Annotated in this window: 12 protein-coding genes; 9 read left to right on the top strand and 3 right to left on the bottom strand. The window is 72.5% G+C overall.

The window, feature by feature from the left end:
* Positions 1-105 precede the first annotated feature (105 nt).
* Positions 106-1,731 (top strand): cytochrome P450, encoded by a 1,626-nt coding sequence (locus tag ACSMXW_RS03740; protein WP_485804014.1) that lies wholly within the window; start codon positions 106-108, stop codon positions 1,729-1,731.
* A gap of 361 nt (positions 1,732-2,092) precedes the next feature.
* Here ACSMXW_RS03740 and ACSMXW_RS03735 read toward each other — a convergent pair whose 3' ends face one another.
* On the bottom strand, positions 2,093-3,049 hold the full coding sequence (locus tag ACSMXW_RS03735; RefSeq protein ID WP_485807778.1) for a pseudouridine synthase: 957 nt from the start codon (positions 3,047-3,049) through the stop codon (positions 2,093-2,095).
* Between the two features lie 381 nt (positions 3,050-3,430).
* Between ACSMXW_RS03735 and ACSMXW_RS03730 the strand changes: the two genes are divergently transcribed.
* The 5 genes from ACSMXW_RS03730 to ACSMXW_RS03710 all read left to right on the top strand — a co-directional run bounded on the left by ACSMXW_RS03730 (position 3,431) and on the right by ACSMXW_RS03710 (position 7,859).
* Complete coding sequence (locus tag ACSMXW_RS03730) at positions 3,431-4,135, top strand: PadR family transcriptional regulator (protein WP_485804012.1); 705 nt, start codon at positions 3,431-3,433, stop codon at positions 4,133-4,135.
* 501 nt (positions 4,136-4,636) lie between these two features.
* Complete coding sequence (locus ACSMXW_RS03725; RefSeq protein ID WP_485804011.1) at positions 4,637-5,713, top strand: ABC transporter ATP-binding protein; 1,077 nt, start codon at positions 4,637-4,639, stop codon at positions 5,711-5,713.
* Positions 5,710-6,486, top strand: a complete 777-nt coding sequence (locus tag ACSMXW_RS03720) for an ABC transporter permease (RefSeq protein ID WP_485804009.1) — start codon at positions 5,710-5,712, stop codon at positions 6,484-6,486. The genes ACSMXW_RS03725 and ACSMXW_RS03720 overlap by 4 nt, the downstream gene beginning before the upstream one ends.
* A 122-nt stretch (positions 6,487-6,608) precedes the next feature.
* Positions 6,609-7,394, top strand: coding sequence for a dioxygenase family protein (locus tag ACSMXW_RS03715; RefSeq protein WP_485804008.1), 786 nt, complete (start codon positions 6,609-6,611; stop codon positions 7,392-7,394).
* A 264-nt stretch (positions 7,395-7,658) separates the two neighbouring features.
* Positions 7,659-7,859 carry a hypothetical protein gene (locus tag ACSMXW_RS03710; protein ID WP_485804007.1) on the top strand — a complete coding sequence of 67 codons (201 nt, stop codon included), beginning with the start codon at positions 7,659-7,661 and terminating at the stop codon, positions 7,857-7,859.
* Between the two features lie 435 nt (positions 7,860-8,294).
* Here the strand turns inward: ACSMXW_RS03710 and ACSMXW_RS03705 are convergent, their stop codons facing one another.
* Together ACSMXW_RS03705 and ACSMXW_RS03700 are read right to left on the bottom strand one after the other, a co-directional pair.
* Positions 8,295-9,137: a siderophore-interacting protein gene (locus ACSMXW_RS03705; RefSeq protein ID WP_485804006.1), complete on the bottom strand. Its 843-nt coding sequence runs from the start codon at positions 9,135-9,137 to the stop codon at positions 8,295-8,297.
* A 116-nt stretch (positions 9,138-9,253) separates the two neighbouring features.
* The gene (locus ACSMXW_RS03700; RefSeq protein ID WP_485807776.1) at positions 9,254-10,192 is read right to left on the bottom strand and encodes a 5'-3' exonuclease; all 939 of its coding nucleotides are present in this window, start codon (positions 10,190-10,192) and stop codon (positions 9,254-9,256) included.
* Between the two features lie 438 nt (positions 10,193-10,630).
* On the opposite strand from ACSMXW_RS03700, the gene ACSMXW_RS03695 reads away from it, so the two are divergent.
* The 3 genes from ACSMXW_RS03695 (at position 10,631) to ACSMXW_RS03685 (ending at position 15,339) form a co-directional block, all read left to right on the top strand.
* Positions 10,631-11,788 (top strand): quaternary amine ABC transporter ATP-binding protein, encoded by a 1,158-nt coding sequence (locus tag ACSMXW_RS03695; RefSeq protein WP_485804004.1) that lies wholly within the window; start codon positions 10,631-10,633, stop codon positions 11,786-11,788.
* Entirely contained in the window at positions 11,781-14,405 is a 2,625-nt protein-coding gene (locus ACSMXW_RS03690; protein ID WP_485804002.1) for an ABC transporter permease/substrate binding protein, read from the top strand. Before ACSMXW_RS03695 ends, ACSMXW_RS03690 begins: the two co-directional genes overlap by 8 nt.
* A 373-nt stretch (positions 14,406-14,778) precedes the next feature.
* Entirely contained in the window at positions 14,779-15,339 is a 561-nt protein-coding gene (locus ACSMXW_RS03685) for a helix-turn-helix domain-containing protein (RefSeq protein ID WP_485804001.1), read from the top strand.
* Positions 15,340-15,596: the final 257 nt, after the last annotated feature.

Below are 15,596 nucleotides of genomic sequence, written 5' to 3'. Positions count from 1 at the left end.
AGCCGCGCCGGCACCGGCCGCGGCAGGCCGCCGTCCCGCCGCGCGGCCGGGCCACCGTGCGGCACCGCCCCGCCCATCCGACCCTCCCCTCCCGGAGCCCTCACCGTGACCGACTCCTCCACCCGCCCCGCCCCGGGCGGTACCTGCGCACCAGAGCCGGGCTGCCCGGTGCACGCCGCGGGCGGCACCGGACCCGGCGGCCTGTACCGCCTGAGCGCCGCCGAGGTCCAGCAGGACCTCGCGGACCTCTACGAACGACTCCGCGCCGAGCACGGCCAGGTCGCGCCGGTCCTGCTCCACGACGACGTACCGATCTGGGCGGTCCTCGGCCACACCGAGAACCTGCACATGGTCCGCACCGCCTCGCACTTCACCCGCGACACCCGGCAGTGGCGGGCCGTGCGGGACGGCACCGCCGGCCCCGGCCATCCGCTCGCGCCGGTCTTCACCTGGCAGCCGATGTGCTCCTTCGCGGAGGGCGCCGAGCACCGGCGGCTGCGGGGCGCCGTGACCAGCGCGATGGCGAGCATCGACCACCGCGGCGTGCGCCGCTACATCAACCGCTACAGCCAGCGGCTCGTCAACGACTTCTGCGAGGCGGGCACCGCCGACCTGGTGGGTCAGTTCGCCGAGCACCTGCCGATGATGGTGATGTGCCAGATCCTCGGCATGCCCGAGGAGTACAACGAGCGCATGGTCCAGGCCGCCCGCGACATGATCAAGGGCACCGAGACCGCCATCGCCAGCAACGCCTATGTGATGGAGGCGCTGTACCGCCTGGTCGCCCGGCGCCGCTCCGAGCCCGGCGACGACTTCACCGGTGCGTTGCTCACCCATGAGTCAGGGCTCACCGACGAGGAGGTGGCGCAGCATCTGCGGCTGGTCCTCATCGCCTCCTTCGAGGCCACCGCCAATCTGATCGCCAATGTGCTGCGGGTCGTGATGACCGATCCGCGCTTCCGCGCCCGGCTCGGCGGCGGCCAGATGACCGTGCCGGAGGCCGTGGAGCAGTCGCTCTGGGACGAGCCGCCGTTCAGCGCCATCCTGACGTACGTCGCCAAGCAGGACACCGAGCTGGGCGGCCAGCAGATCAAGGCGGGGGACGGGCTCATGTTCGGCATCGCGCCCGGCAACGCCGACCCGGTGGTCCGCCCCGAACCCGGCGCCCATATGCAGGGCAACCGGTCCCACCTGGCCTTCGGCGGCGGCCCGCACGAGTGCCCCGGGCAGGACATCGGCCGTGCCATCGCCGACACCGGCGTCGACGCGCTGCTCACCAGGCTGCCGGACGTGCGGCTCGCGGTCCCGGAGGACGAACTGCGCTGGACCTCGTCGATCTCCTCCCGGCACCTGGTCGCGCTGCCCGTACGCTTCGACCCCAAACCCCCACAGGACGTCATGCGCCGCCCCAGCGCGGCGCCCGAGCTGCCGCGGGAGACCGACTGGCAGGTGGCCTCGCCTGCCCCGGAGGCCGCCCCCGGGGCCGCCGTGGGGGCCGCTCCCGCCGCCGGTACGGGCGCGGGCACGGCGGGCACCAGGCCGTCACCGGTCCCGGCCGGGGACGCCATGCGACCGGCGCCCGCTTCCGCGCAGGCGGCCGGAGACGCGGGACAGGCGGCTGCGGCGCAGCCGCAGGCGGCCGGGAAGTCGGCGGGGTTCCCCGCGGCGGCGGGGGACGTGCAGCCCCGGGGCACCTGGCGGCGGCTACTGCTCTGGTGGCGCGGCGACTGACGGAGGTGCCCGACGGGACGGACGACTGGCCGACGGTGATGGGCGACTGACGGGACGGACGACTGGCCGACGGTGATGGGCGACTGACGGGACGGACGACCGACCGACGGCGATGGGCGACTGACGGGACGGACGACCGACCGACGGTGATGGGTGACTGACGGGACGGCGGGTGCTGCCGGGGTGGGGCCGAGTGGTTACGCCCCGGCCGACGGTGCGCCGGGCGCGGAGGGGCCGGAGACGGTGCCGCCGGAAGGCTGCGGTCGGTCGGCTCCGGCCGATGGTGTGGCCGGGCAGCCGAGCGGTCGCGCCCCGGCCGGCGGTACGGCCGGGAGGGTGCGACAGGGGTGCGGCCGCGCGGTCAGGCCCCGGAGCCGCCGGGCGGCCGGCTTCCCGGCGGCGGCCAGGCCGTCAGCTCCCGCTCGCTGGTGAACCGGTGGGCCAGGCCCGTCACCGGGTCGCTGAACTCCAGGATGCGGGCCAGCAGTTGCAGCGGCCGGCTGAAGTCGTCGTCCGGCACCCGACCCGTCACCTCCGGATAGATCGGGTCGCCGAGGATCGGCACACCGAGGCCGTTCATGTGCACCCGCAGCTGGTGCGTGCGTCCCGTGCGGGGCAGGAGCCGGTACCGGGCGAGGCCCGCGCGGTGCTCCAGCAGTTCGATGCGGCTGACGGCATTGGGCTCGCCCGTCACCTCGCGCGCCGCCAGCACCCCGCGCTCCTTCTCGATCCGGCTGCGTACCGTGCGGGGCAGGGCGAGGCCGGGGTCGTGGCGGGCGACGGCCTCGTACTCCTTGTGGACCCGCCGGTCGCGGAAGAGCGTCTGGTAGGCGCCGCGTTCGTCCGGGCGCACGGTGAACAGCACCAGGCCGGCGGTGAGCCGGTCGAGTCGGTGGGCGGCGCTGACGGTGGTCACGCCCAGCTCCCGGCGCAGCCGGGCGAGCGCCGTCTCGGTGACATGTCCGCCCCGCGGGGTGGTGGCGAGGAAGTGTGGTTTGTCCGCCACCACGATGTGCTCGTCGCGGTACACCACCGGCAGCGGGAACGGCACGGGTGTCTCGGGCCGGTGCTCCCGGTGGAACCACACCGACCCGCCCGGCGCGTACGGGGCGTCCGGTGCGACGGGCCGGCCCGCGGCGTCGACGAACGCGCCCTCGCGCAGCATCGCGTCCACCACCTCGGCGCCCGGCGCGAGCCGCTCCACCAGATGGTCGCGCACGGTGGCCCACGCCCCGCCGGCCGGCAGCCTGACCCGCACGGCATCGATACCGTCGCGCTGGGGGAGGGGTGGTGGGGCAGTGCGCCGCTTCCGTGTCATCACCAGCAAGAATACGGCCACGACGCCGGACCTCGGGGCCGCCGGCGGCCGTCCCCGCCACCGCCGGCCGGCCGTACCTGTCGGCCGGCAGCCTTCCGCAGCAGTTCCACGGCCCCCGCCCCGTGCCCATGCCGTCCTGTCCCGCACCCACCCGCGCCCGCGCGGACACCCCTGCACGCCCCCTCGGCCCTCTTCTCCCGAAGCTGACGCGAAATGCAGCCTCGGGAGAACACGTCCCTCTCACGGGACTCCTCCGCCCGGTTTCGCGATACATCGCGGCTCGCGTTGACGTCGGGGAGTAGTCGCGTTATGTTCGGCGGCGAATATTCGTCATCAAGGTCCCGCCGAGTGGCGGGTCGGCGACAAGGTGGGAGGTGTCCGGTGGCCGTGCAGCGCCGCAAGCTCGGCAATCCGCTCGCGCTCGCGGTGATGGTGCTGCTCAGCGAGCGGCCGATGCATCCCTATGACATCGCCCAGACCCTCAGGAGGCGCGGCAAGGACGCCACCCTGAAGATCAACTACGGCTCGCTCTACACCGTCGTGCAGAACCTGGAGAAGCACGGCTTCGTGGCGGTGCAGGACGTCCAGCGGCAGGGCAACCGCCCCGAGCGCACGGTCTTCGGACTCACCGAGGCGGGCCGCGAGGAGATGACCGAGTGGCTCTCCGACCTGCTGGCCGTGCCCGCGCGGGAGTACCCGATCTTCGAGACGGCGCTCTCGCTGATGGGGGTGCTGCACCCGGACGAGGTGATCACGCTGCTGGAGGAGCGGCTCGGGGCGCTTGAGGTACAGGCGGCCAGCGCCCGCGGGGTGCTGGCCAAGCTGACCGAGATGATGCCCCGGATCTTCCTCGTCGAGATCGAGTACCAGGCGCACATGGTCGGGGCACAGGCGGCCTGGCTGTCCGGCCTGCTCACCGAGCTGAGGGAGGGCACGCTCGACGGGGTGCAGGCCTGGCGGACGTACCACGAGACCGGAGAGCTCCCGCCCGAGTTCCGGGCCGCGGAGAAGACCACGCCCCGCTCCGCCGGCGGCACCGGGACCGGCACACCGCCGGGCGCGGCCGACAGACCGACGGGAGGATGAGGGACAGCAGACGTCGGACGGCCGGAGACGGCACCCGTGCGGCGGGCGGCCCCCGCGGTACGGGCACGCCAGCGCGGCGCGCCTCGTCCGTGCAGAGACCGTGGCGGAGCCGCGGCAGCTCCACGGCGGATCCGCGCGGAGCCGCGGCAGATCCCCGGCGGACCCGCAGCGAATCCCCTGAGGGAGCCCATCCGTGACACGCCGTCCGCAGAGACAAGCCGTCCGCAGAAAGGCGCATCCGCAGAAAAAGCATTCTCAGAAAAGCGCATCCGCAGAGAAGCGCATAGCAGAGAAGAGACCCCGGCGGGGCTGTTGCAGCAGCGCCCGCCGAGGTCGCGAACCCCGGACCGGACCCGCGAAGACGCAGGGCCAGGCGATCGAGGTGCGGCACACCCACCATAGCCCGGCGCTCTGAGCAGGGACGGTTCGGCATACCCGGGATCCGGCACACGCCCGTGTCCCGGTCCGACCCGACCCCGCTCACACAGGAGAGCAGCTGTCATGAGTACACCCGCGCCCGCCGTCGTGGCGCACCGACTGACCAAGACCTATCCGGGGGGTGTCACCGCCCTCAGCGGCATGGACGTCACCGTCGAGGCCGGCACCGTCTTCGGCCTGCTCGGGCCGAACGGAGCGGGCAAGTCCACCACCGTCAAGATCCTCACCACGCTCGCCCGCCCCGACGCGGGCACCGCAGTCGTCGCGGGGCACGATGTGCTGCGCCACCCCGGCCGGGTGCGCCGCGCCATCGGGGTCGTCGCCCAGCGGTCCGGCGCCGATCCCATGGCCACCGGGCGCGAGAACCTCCGTCTCCAGGGACGGCTGCACGGGGTGCGGGGTGCCGCCCTGCGCGCCCGTGTCGACGAGTTGCTGGACCGGTTCGGCCTCGCCGACGCGGGTGACCGCCCGGTCAAGGGCTACTCGGGCGGCATGCAGCGCAGGCTGGACGTGGCGCTCGGTCTCGTGCACCGGCCCGCGGTGCTGTTCCTGGACGAGCCGACCACCGGCCTGGACCCCGAGGCGCGGACGGCGATGTGGGAGGAGATCGCCCGGCTCGCCGGTGACGAGGGGATGACCATCCTGCTCACCACGCACTACCTGGAGGAGGCCGACCGGCTCGCCGAGCGCATCGCCATCGTCGACCGGGGCCGTGTCGTCGTCGAAGGCACCCCCGACGCGCTCAAGGGTGAACTCCGCGGCGATGCCGTCCACATGGAGCTGAGGGAACCGCTCGGCGAGGCGGGCGGCGCCCGGTTGCGGGGTGCCCTCGACGGGCTGTCCGGCGTTCATGACGTACTGCTCGACGGGCGGCGCCTGAGCGTGCGCGCCGACGACGGCCCCGCCGCGGTGCCGGCACTGCTCGCGGCGCTGGAGCCGGCCGGCGTCGGCGTCGCGGCGGCGACGGTCGCACGGCCCTCTCTTGACGATGTCTACCTGCGCTACACGGGGCGGCGTTACGCGGAAGCGGAGGCCGCGGCGGAGGCTCCGGAAGGAGCCGCGGCGGCCGCACCGCAAGCTGGCCCCGGTGGTCCCGTCGACCAGTCCGAGGCCCTCGCCTCCTCCGGAGGCGCACGATGAGCCGCGCCCTCGCCGACACCTGGTACATGACGCAGCGTCAGCTCATGGCGTCCGGACGCCAGCCCGCGTTCCTGCTGATCACGCTCATCCAGCCGGTGATCTGGCTCTTCCTGTTCGGGAACCTCTTCAAGAAGGTCGTCGAACTCGGCGGCTTCGGCACCACCTCCTACCTCGACTACCTGGTGCCGGGCATCGTCGTGATGAGCGCGCTCGGCTCCAGCATGTGGGCCGGCATGGGGACCCTGGAGGAGATCGAGCGCGGGACGCTCAACCGCTTCCTCACCACGCCGGTCAGCCGCGCCGCCCTGATGAACGCGAACGTGGTGCACAACGGCATCAGCGTCGCCGTGCAGTCCGTCGTCATCGTGCTGCTGGGCCTGCTGGGCGGGGCCTCCTACCCGGGCGGGCCCGGCGGAGTGGTGGTCCTGATCGTCGCCGCGGTGCTGCTCGGCACGGTCTTCGGGGCGCTGTCGAACGCCCTGGGGATGCTGGTGCGGCAGCGTGAGTCCATCATCGGCATCAACACCTTCCTGCTGCTGCCGCTGACCTTCCTGTCCAGCGCCTTCATGGCACCGGCACAGATGCCCGGCTGGATGCGGCACATCGCCGACTTCAACCCGCTCAACTGGGCGATGATCGCGGGCCGTTCCGCCATGTCCGCACATCCGGACCGGCTCGACGTGCTCACCCGCGGCGGCGCCCTCCTGGTACTGGCCGTGGCGGCGGTGTGGCTGTCGACACGGACGTTCAGGTCCTACCAGCGCTCGGTGTAGCGACCGCGGCCTGCCGGCCGCCCGGAAGGCGGGTGGTCGGCAGGCCGGTGGGGCGTCGGTGGCCTACACTTACTTGAGCATTCAATCAAGTGGGCCTCATGGGTGGTCCGGAGGAGTAACGGATGGTGAACGCGATGGTGGAGCGCATGCCCGCCCTGTATCTCTCCCATGGTGCTCCGCCGCTCGCGGACGACGCGGTGTGGACGCGCGAGCTCGCCGACTGGTCCGCGCGGCTCCCCCGACCCACGTCGATACTGATCGTCTCCGCGCACTGGGAAGAGGCCCCGCTCGCGCTGGGCGCGACGACGACGGTTCCCCTCGTCCACGACTTCTGGGGTTTCCCCGAGCGCTACTACGACGTCAGGTATGACGCCCCGGGGGCGCCGGAGCTCGCAGCGTCGGTCCGCAAGCTGCTCGGCCGGGCCGGTACTCCCGTGCAGGACGTGCCCGACCGGGGACTGGACCACGGGGCCTACGTCCCGCTCAAGGAGATGTTCCCCGGGGCCGACGTCCCGGTCTTGCAGGCGTCGATGCCCACGCTGGATCCGGGCGAGTTGCTGGAGATCGGGCGCAGGTTGGCGCCGCTGCGTGACGAGGGCGTGCTGATCGTGGGCAGCGGTTTCTTCACGCACAACCTGGCGGCGCTGCGGCTAGGGGACGGCGAGGTGCCCTCCTGGTCCCTGGAGTTCGACGACTGGGGACGCCGGGCGTTGGCCTCGCAGGACATCGACGCCCTGCTGGACTTCCGGCACAAGGCTCCCGCCGGCCGCCTGGCGCACCCGAGGACGGAGCACTTCGCGCCGCTGTTCGTGACGCTGGGGGCGGCGGAGGGAGACCTCGACCGGGGGTGCAGCGTGATCGACGGGTTCTGGATGGGCCTGGCGAAGCGGTCGGTGCAGTACGGCTGATTCCGCGGCAGGGCGGGGCGGCCCGCACCGCCGGGCGGACTCGGCCGCGTGCGCACGGCCCTGACCCACCCATGGACGGCCGAGCCGTTGTCTCGTGCCGAGGTGCGGCCGCGTACTGAGCCGTGTGCTCGGCCCAGCGGCTCCTGGCCTTGGCGCGGGACGACGGGGTGTCCGCTGGACCGGAGGACGGACCGACGCGTTTGCCCTCCGGCGTCTCGGGGACCCGATGGCCTCCGGAAGTCCGATCAACAGGAGGTGATCGTCGTGCCCGAGCCGGGAAGCAAGAAGTACGACACCCGGCGGGCCCGCCTCCGCAAGGACGCGGAGGAGTCCGGGATCAGCGATCAGGACGCGAACAGGGCGGCCAACGAGGAACTTCAGGAAGGTGACGAGTGGCGCAGCCGGGGCCCGCGTACCGAGCGCGGCCGGGGGCCGAAGGGCGAGCGCCCGGGGAGCAGCGACTGACGCCGGGCGGCCCGGTCCGCGGGGGAAGGGGGCGCGGTACGCCCGGCGGCGCAGGGGACCGCGGAAGGACTCGAGCTCCTGCGCAGGCCCCCTCAGCGCTGCCGCCGGGGCCGGGCCGGCGGCTTGGGCTGCCGTCATGGCGCCAGGCGACGAACCAGACGAAGCAGCGGGGCGCCCATCCGCGCCGGCGTACCCACCGACGCGGGCGGCCGGCCGGGGGCGCGGCTGGTACCGCGGCGACTGCCATGTGCACTCGCTCTCCCGAGGCACCGTGGCGACGGCTCGTGGCGACCGCCCGGGGCGCGGGGCGTGCCGGTCCGCGGTGGTCGCTGTTGCCCGGGTGACCGTGCCGGTTCCGGTGGCCGTACCCGCTCTGGGGACGGTGGCCGCACCACCCCGGGCGGTGGGGTCCCGCCGGACCGCTCCCGTGGCCGGTCAGGAGGCCGCCGGCAGCTCCTGCTCGGCCTCCACCTGTGCGTTCCACTCCCGCTTGGAGGCGCGCCAGCTCTCGTCGTCGTGGCCCAGGCGCCAGTAGCCGGAGATGGAGAGGCGCTCGCGTGGCACCTGCCGCTCCAGGCGCAGGTGGCGGCGGAGCTCCCGCACCCAGCCTGCCTCGCCGTGCACGAAGGCATGCGGCTGCCCCGCGGGGAAGTCGAGAGCGCGGACGGCCGCGAGCAGGGCCTCGCCGACGGCCCGCTCGCCGCGGTGTAGCCAGACGACCTCCGCGGCGGAGGCGATCTTCTGCTCCTCACCGGCGTCGGCCACCTCCACGAAGGCATGGGCGCGGGTGCCGTCCGGCAGCGCCTCCAGGGCCGCGGCGATGGCGGGCAGGGCGCTCTCGTCGCCGGCCAGCAGGTGCCAGTCCGCCGCCGGATCCGGGGCGTAGCCGCCGCCGGGGCCGAAGAAGCGCACGGTCTCGCCGGGCCGGGCGTGCAGTGCCCAGGGGCCCGCGATGCCCTCGTCGCCGTGGATCACGAAGTCGATCGTCAGCTCGCCCACCGCAGGATCCCAGGACCGCACCGTGTACGCGCGGGTCACCGGCCACTGCTCCCGCGGCAGCCGCTCGCGGATCTGCTCCATGTCGAAGGGCTCGGGGTAGACCACGCCCTCGGGGGCGAACAGCAGCTTCACATAGTGGTCGGTGAACTCGCCCGCGGGGAAGGCGGCGAGACCCGGGCCCCCCAGCACCACGCGCTGCATGTGCGGGGTGAGCCGCTCGGTGCGCACGACCTGCGCATGGCGGACCTGACGGGCCGTGCGCGCCGGACGATCTGCCATTTCGGCCTCCCTGTGATCACGAATGCTTAGGCTTACCTAAGTTATCATCAGGGTGCCCCGTTCCCAGGCCGTGTATGTCACACACCTCTCGCGCCATGTCACGCACCACTCACGGTTCACCCCTCCAGCGTGACCAGCAGGCGCCGCAGGGATCCGCCGAGGCCCCAGCGCGAGGCCAGCTCCTCCAGTGCGGCCGGGTCGCGGGGGGCATGCGGCAGGGTGGTGTCCACCTCGGGCAACGGGATGTCGGAGGCGACCCTGACCACTTTCGGGGCCACCGCGAGATAGGGCGCGGCCTCCGTGATCCGCTTGCGCTGCGTGGGGGTGAGCCTGGCGAGCGGATCGGCCACCGCGGCGATGATGCCGGCGAGGTCGCCGAACTCGGCGAGCAGCTTCGCCGCCGTCTTCTCGCCGATGCCGGGCACGCCCGGCAGGCCGTCGCTGGGATCTCCGCGCAGCAGCGCCAGGTCCGCGTAGCCGGCGCCGTCCACCCCGTACTTCCCGCGCAGCAGCGCCTCGTCGGTGACCTGGAGCGAGCCGACGCCCTTGAGCGGGTACAGCACGCGCACCCCGCGGGCGTCGTCTACGAGCTGGTACAGGTCGCGGTCGCCGGTGACGATGTCGACGGGGCCGGTGGCGCGGGCGGTGAACGTGCCGATGACGTCGTCCGCCTCGTAGCCCTCGACGCCGACGCGGGCGATGCCGAGGGCGTCGAGCACGTCCTCGATCACCGGCACCTGGGGCGTGAGGGTGTCCGGGACCTCTTCCTCGTCGGGCCCGCCGGGGACCTCCTCGGCGACCCGGTGGGCCTTGTAGGAGGGGATCAGCGCCACCCGCCACGCTGGGCGCCAGTCCGCGTCCATGCAGGCGACCAGGGAGTGCGGGCGGTGGTCGCGCACCAGGCGGTCGATGAACTCCAGCAGCCCCCGCACCGCGTTCACCGGGGTGCCGTCCGGGGCGCGGACGGAGTCCGGGACGCCGAAGTAGGCCCGGAAGTACAGGGAGGCGGTGTCGAGCAGCATCAGCCGGCGGGTGTCCTGAGTCACGCACCGCATCATGCCGCACCCCACTGACAGCGCGACGGGCAGCGCGCCCGCCCACGTCCCCCGGCCGCGGCGTCCCCCGCCCACGGCGTCCCGGCCGCGGATTCTGTCGGGGCCGCGGCCGGGGACAGGTCCCCACCGCTCCGCGCAACCCGCGCAACCCGCGCAACCCGCGCAACCCGCGCAACCCGCGCAACCCGCGCAACCCGCGCAACCCGCGCAACCCGCGCAACCCGCTAGAAGCGGAGCGCTACCCGACAGAAGTGAACGGGCTGTGAACTGAACCACTTGTGTGTTTGCCTCACCTAACTCAGGGCAGGCGCGCACCCGGAGCGGACCCGGTCGTGTCCGCACGGCGGAACCGGCCGGTCACGCGGCCGGAGCAGGCCGCTCCGGGGCCCGCCGGCGGGGGAGGCGGGCCGTAGTCCTGGTTCGATCCGAGAGGTGTATGTGTCGATGCTGCAAGCCGAGCACCTGTACAAAGTGTTCGGCAGACATCCCGAGAACGCGGTGGACAGGCTCCGCGCCGGAGCGAGCCGGGAGGAGCTGCGGGCCGACGGTGCGACCGCCGCGGTGATCGACGCCTCGTTCGGCGTCGAGCAGGGCGAGATCTTCGTCGTCATGGGCCTGTCGGGGTCCGGTAAGTCCACCCTGCTCCGTATGCTCAACGGCCTGCTGGAGCCGTCCGCGGGGCACGTGCGCTTCGACGGGCAGGACCTGACCTCCCTCGGCCCCAGGGAGCTGCGCGAGGTCCGCTCGAAGAAGATCAGCATGGTCTTCCAGCACTTCGCCCTGTTCCCGCACCGCAGCGTCCTGGAGAACGCCGCGTACGGCCTGGAGGTGCAGGGCATCCCGCGCGCCGAGCGCGAGAAGCGCGCCCTGGAGGCGCTGGACCTGGCGGGCCTCGCGGGCTGGGAGAAGTCCTGGCCCGACGAGCTGTCCGGCGGCATGCAGCAGCGCGTCGGGCTCGCCAGGGCGCTGGCCACCGATGCCGACCTGCTCCTCATGGACGAGTCGTTCAGCGCGCTCGACCCGCTGATCAGGCGCGACATGCAGGACCAGCTCCTGGAGCTGCAGAAGCGGCTGAAGAAGACGATCGTCTTCATCACCCACGACCTGAACGAGGCCATGCGCCTCGGTGACCGCATCGCCGTCATGCGCGACGGCCGGATCGTCCAGATCGGCACCGCCGAGGACATCCTGGTGACCCCGGCCAACGACTACGTCGCCGCGTTCACCCAGGACGTCGACCGCTCCCGGGTGCTGACCGCCGGCTCGATCATGGCCGACCCGGACAGCGCCTACGGCACCACGGCGGACGGCACCCGGCTGCGCACCCCCGAGGACGTGCTCGCCGCCGCGCCCGCCACGGTCACCGAGGACACTCCGATCATCGAGCTGTTCACGCCCTGCGCCACCAGCGGCACCGCCGTCGCGGTCACCGGCGAGGACGGCGAGCTCACCGGCGTCGTGCCGCGCGCCAGGCTGCTGGCCGTGCTCGGCGAGCCGATGACCCCGGCCGACCACGACCAGGGCGGCTCCGACGGGGTGCCCGGCCCCGGCCGGCGTCGCGGCGACGCGGAGGGCAAGGTGACCGCGGGTGCCTAGGCTCAAGTTCGGCGACTGGGTCGAAGACGTCGTCGACTGGCTCCAGACGCACCTGAGCTGGCTCTTCGACCTCATCAGTACCGTCCTGGACGGGATGTACCACGGTGTGGACGCCGTCCTCGGCGGCGGTGAGCCGCTCCTGATGGCCGGCATCCTGGCCGTCGTCGCGTGGTGGCTGCGCGGCCTGCTGCCGGGTGTGCTCGCCTTCGTCGGCTTCGCGCTGATCGACTCGCTCGCCCTGTGGGACGACGCGATGTCCACGCTCTCGCTGGTCGTCGTCGCCGCCGTGATCACCGTCGTGATCGCGGTGCCGCTGGGCGTCTGGGCGTCGCGTAACCGCCGGGTGAGCGCCGCGGTGCGGCCGGTGCTCGACGTCATGCAGACCATGCCGGCGTTCGTGTACCTGATCCCGGGCGTGATGTTCTTCGGCGTCGGCACCACCCCGGGCATCATCGCCACGATCGTCTTCGCGATGCCCCCCGGCGTGCGGATGACCGAGCTGGGCATCCGGCAGGTCGACGAGGAGCTGGTGGAGGCCGCCGACGCCTTCGGCACCAGCCCCCGGGACACCCTCGCCCGGGTCCAGCTCCCGCTGGCCCTGCCCACCATCATGGCCGGTATCAACCAGGTCATCATGCTGGCGCTGTCCATGGTCGTCATCGGCGGCATGGCCGGCGCGGGCGGCCTCGGCGAGAAGGTGTACGCGGCGATCACCCAGCTCCAGGTCGGCCTGGCCGCCGAGAGCGGGGTGGCGGTGGTCATCCTCGCCATGTACCTGGACCGGATGACGAGCGCGCTGAACTTGCGGGTGTCGCCGCTCGGCCGCCGCGCCGCGGCCAGGGCGGCCGCCGCCGTGCGCCGGTTCAAGTTCGCCCACTACCGCCCGGGCACCGCCGTCGCCCTGGTCGGCGTGGTGGTCCTCGCGCTCGTCGCGGGCGGCCTCAACCTGGCGGACTCCGGCGGCAGCGGCGCCCAGGCCGGGGCCGAGGTCGGCGCGGGCAAGACCGTCAACATCGGCTACATCCCCTGGGACGAGGGCATCGCCACCACCTTCCTCTGGAAGGACCTCCTGGAGCAGCGCGGTTACACGGTCAACCTCAAGCAGCTCGACGCGGGCCCGCTCTACTCGGGTGTGGCGCGCGGCGACATCGACTTCCAGACGGACGCCTGGCTGCCCACCACGCACAAGGCGTACTGGGACAAGTACCGCGGCCGGCTCGACGACCTGGGCGGCTGGTACGGTCCGACGTCGCTGGAGCTGACCGTGCCCTCGTATGTGAAGGGCGTCGACTCGCTGGCCGACCTCAAGGGCAGGGGCGGCATGTTCGGCGGGAAGATCATCGGCATCGAGGCCAGTGCCGGTGAGATGGCCACCCTGAACAACAAGGTCATGGGCGCCTACGGTCTCAAGAGCGAGTACAAGGTGGTGTCGTCCAGCACGTCGTCGATGCTGGCCGAGCTGGACAGGTCGATCAAGAAGAAGGAACCGATCGTCGTCACCCTCTGGTCGCCGCACTGGGCCTACGGCAAGTACGACCTGAAGAAGCTCAAGGACCCTAAGGGTGCCTGGGGCAAGGGCGAGCAGATCCACACCGTCGCCCACAAGGGCTTCGCGCAGAAGGACCCCACCGTCGCGAACTGGCTGAAGCGGTTCAAGCTCACCGAGCAGCAGCTCACCAGCCTGGAGAACGCGATCCAGGGCGCCGGCGAGGGCCACGAGCAGGACGGCGTGAAGGCCTGGCTGAAGAAGAACCCGGGCCTGGTGGACAAGCTGGCCCCGGTCCCCGGCGGACAGGGCGGCGCACAGCGGGGCAAGGACGCCGGCAAGACCGTCAACATGGGTTACTTCCCGTGGGACGAGGCCATCGCGTCCACCTACCTCTGGGAGAACATCCTCGAGGACCGCGGGTACAAGACGAACGTGAAGCAGCTCGACCCCGGCCCGCTGTACACCGCGCTGTCCCGCGGCGACATGGACGTCCAACTGGACGGCTGGCTGCCGACCACGCACAAGCAGTACTGGGAGAGATACAAGAACAACCTCGACGACGTGGGCTCCTGGTACGGTCCGACGTCGCTGGAGCTGACGGTGCCCTCGTATGTGAAGGGCGTCGACTCGCTGGCCGACCTCAAGGGCAGGAGCGGCATGTTCGGCGGGAAGATCATCGGCATCGAGGCCAGTGCCGGTGAGATGGCCACGTTGAACAACAAGGTGCTCAAGGCCTACGGCCTGGACGGCGAGTACAAGGTGGTCTCGTCGAGCACGTCGTCGATGCTGGCCGAGCTGGACAGGTCGATCAAGAAGAAGGAACCGGTCGTGGTGGTGCTGTGGACACCCCACTGGGCGTACGGCAAGTACGACCTGAAGAAGCTCAAGGACCCGAAGGGTGCCTGGGGCAAGGGTGACCTGATCCACACCGTCGCGCACAAGGGCTTCGGCAAGAAGTTCCCCGAGCTGAACGGCTGGCTGAAGCACTTCAGGCTCAGCGAGAGCGAGCTGGCCTCGCTGGAGGTGGCCATCCAGAACGGCGGCGCGGGCAACGAGAAGCAGTCCGCCCGGCACTGGCTGGACGCCCACCCGGGCATGGAGGACAGACTCGCACCCGTCGCCGGCTGACCGGCCGGAGACGACACCGGCACCTCGTAGGGGTGGGTTCCGCAGGCCGCGGAACCCACCCCTACGCCTGTCCGCGCTGGCTCCGCCCGCCTGTTCCGCGGCACCCTGGGGACCCGGTGGGCAGCGGTGCGACGCGGACGTGTGCCTCCGGGAGGCGCCCGACCGGAGAGCGGTGTAAGGAGGAGCACAGCACAACCGGATGAAACCGTTTACTGAACGTGCGTAAGGTGCAGAGAACTTCACAGGGCGGCACCGACTGGTGCCACTCCGCAATCCACGAGCCTCAGCACGGAACGTACGGCCGAATGCGCGGGACCATGGAGACTTGAGCGACGACGCACGGCGACACGACGCACGGGAGGGAGCCGGAGCGATGGACGACAAAGAGGCACCCCGGGTGGGTGCGGCCGTCCGGCGGCGGCGCAGGGCCCTGGAGCTCACCCTCGCCGTCGTCGCCGAGCGCAGCGGCCTGTCCGTGCCCTTCCTGAGCCAGGTCGAGAACGAGCGGGCGCGGCCCAGCATGCGCTCCCTGGAGAAGGTCGCCGACGCCCTGTGCACCACGGCCGTCGAGCTGCTCGCCGCGGCCGATCCGGCGCGCAGTGTGGACGTGGTGCGCGCCGACGACAGCCAGGGCCTGCCGAAGGGCGGCCTGGTGCGGCAGTTGGTGCGCGGCCACCACCACCTCCAGGCGATGGAGTTCACCGGCGACCACGACGCGGGCCGCGAGTTCCAGCACCGCAACGACGAGCTGCTGTACGTCGCCGACGGCGCCGCGGAGGTGGAGGCCGAGGGCAGCGCCTACCGCCTGGGCCGCGGCGACGCCCTGTACATGACCGGTGGCGTGCGGCACCGCTGGCGCGCGACGGAACCCGACACCCGGATCGTGGTGGTGGCGCTGGCCGACCACATCGACGCCGTGGAGGACCGCCGCTGAGCGACGCGGTTCGCGTGCGCGGATCGCCACCGTTCGGAAGGGGTGGTTCAGGCCGTCTCCCGACCAGGGCCCGTGACGGGTCGCCCGCGGCCCCCGGATGTCGGGTTGCGCCCCGAGCGAGCGCGGGGGGCGTCAGTACCGGCCGGGGGATCGGCCCGAGGGCCGGCCGTACCCGCCGTGCCCACCGGCACCCGGACGGCCCGCGCGGGCGTCCGCGCCCGCCGCTGCCCTCCCGGGCTCGGCCGCTCACCCTGTGT

This window comes from Streptomyces sp. DSM 116793, from assembly GCF_057320905.1.
The sequence above is the reverse complement of the archived record's forward strand: the minus strand, read 5'-3'. Positions and strand labels throughout refer to the sequence as shown.

What these genes read in the sequence shown, in the direction of transcription:
- ACSMXW_RS03725 (WP_485804011.1), top strand. Translation starts at nt 4,637, where the DNA reads ATGAGTACACCCGCGCCCGCCGTCGTGGCGCACCGACTGACCAAGACC.
- ACSMXW_RS03685 (WP_485804001.1), top strand. Translation starts at nt 14,779, where the DNA reads ATGGACGACAAAGAGGCACCCCGGGTGGGTGCGGCCGTCCGGCGGCGG.
- ACSMXW_RS03720 (WP_485804009.1), top strand. Translation starts at nt 5,710, where the DNA reads ATGAGCCGCGCCCTCGCCGACACCTGGTACATGACGCAGCGTCAGCTC.
- ACSMXW_RS03700 (WP_485807776.1), bottom strand. Translation starts at nt 10,192, where the DNA reads ATGCGGTGCGTGACTCAGGACACCCGCCGGCTGATGCTGCTCGACACC.
- ACSMXW_RS03735 (WP_485807778.1), bottom strand. Translation starts at nt 3,049, where the DNA reads ATGACACGGAAGCGGCGCACTGCCCCACCACCCCTCCCCCAGCGCGAC.
- ACSMXW_RS03715 (WP_485804008.1), top strand. Translation starts at nt 6,609, where the DNA reads ATGGTGAACGCGATGGTGGAGCGCATGCCCGCCCTGTATCTCTCCCAT.
- ACSMXW_RS03705 (WP_485804006.1), bottom strand. Translation starts at nt 9,137, where the DNA reads ATGGCAGATCGTCCGGCGCGCACGGCCCGTCAGGTCCGCCATGCGCAG.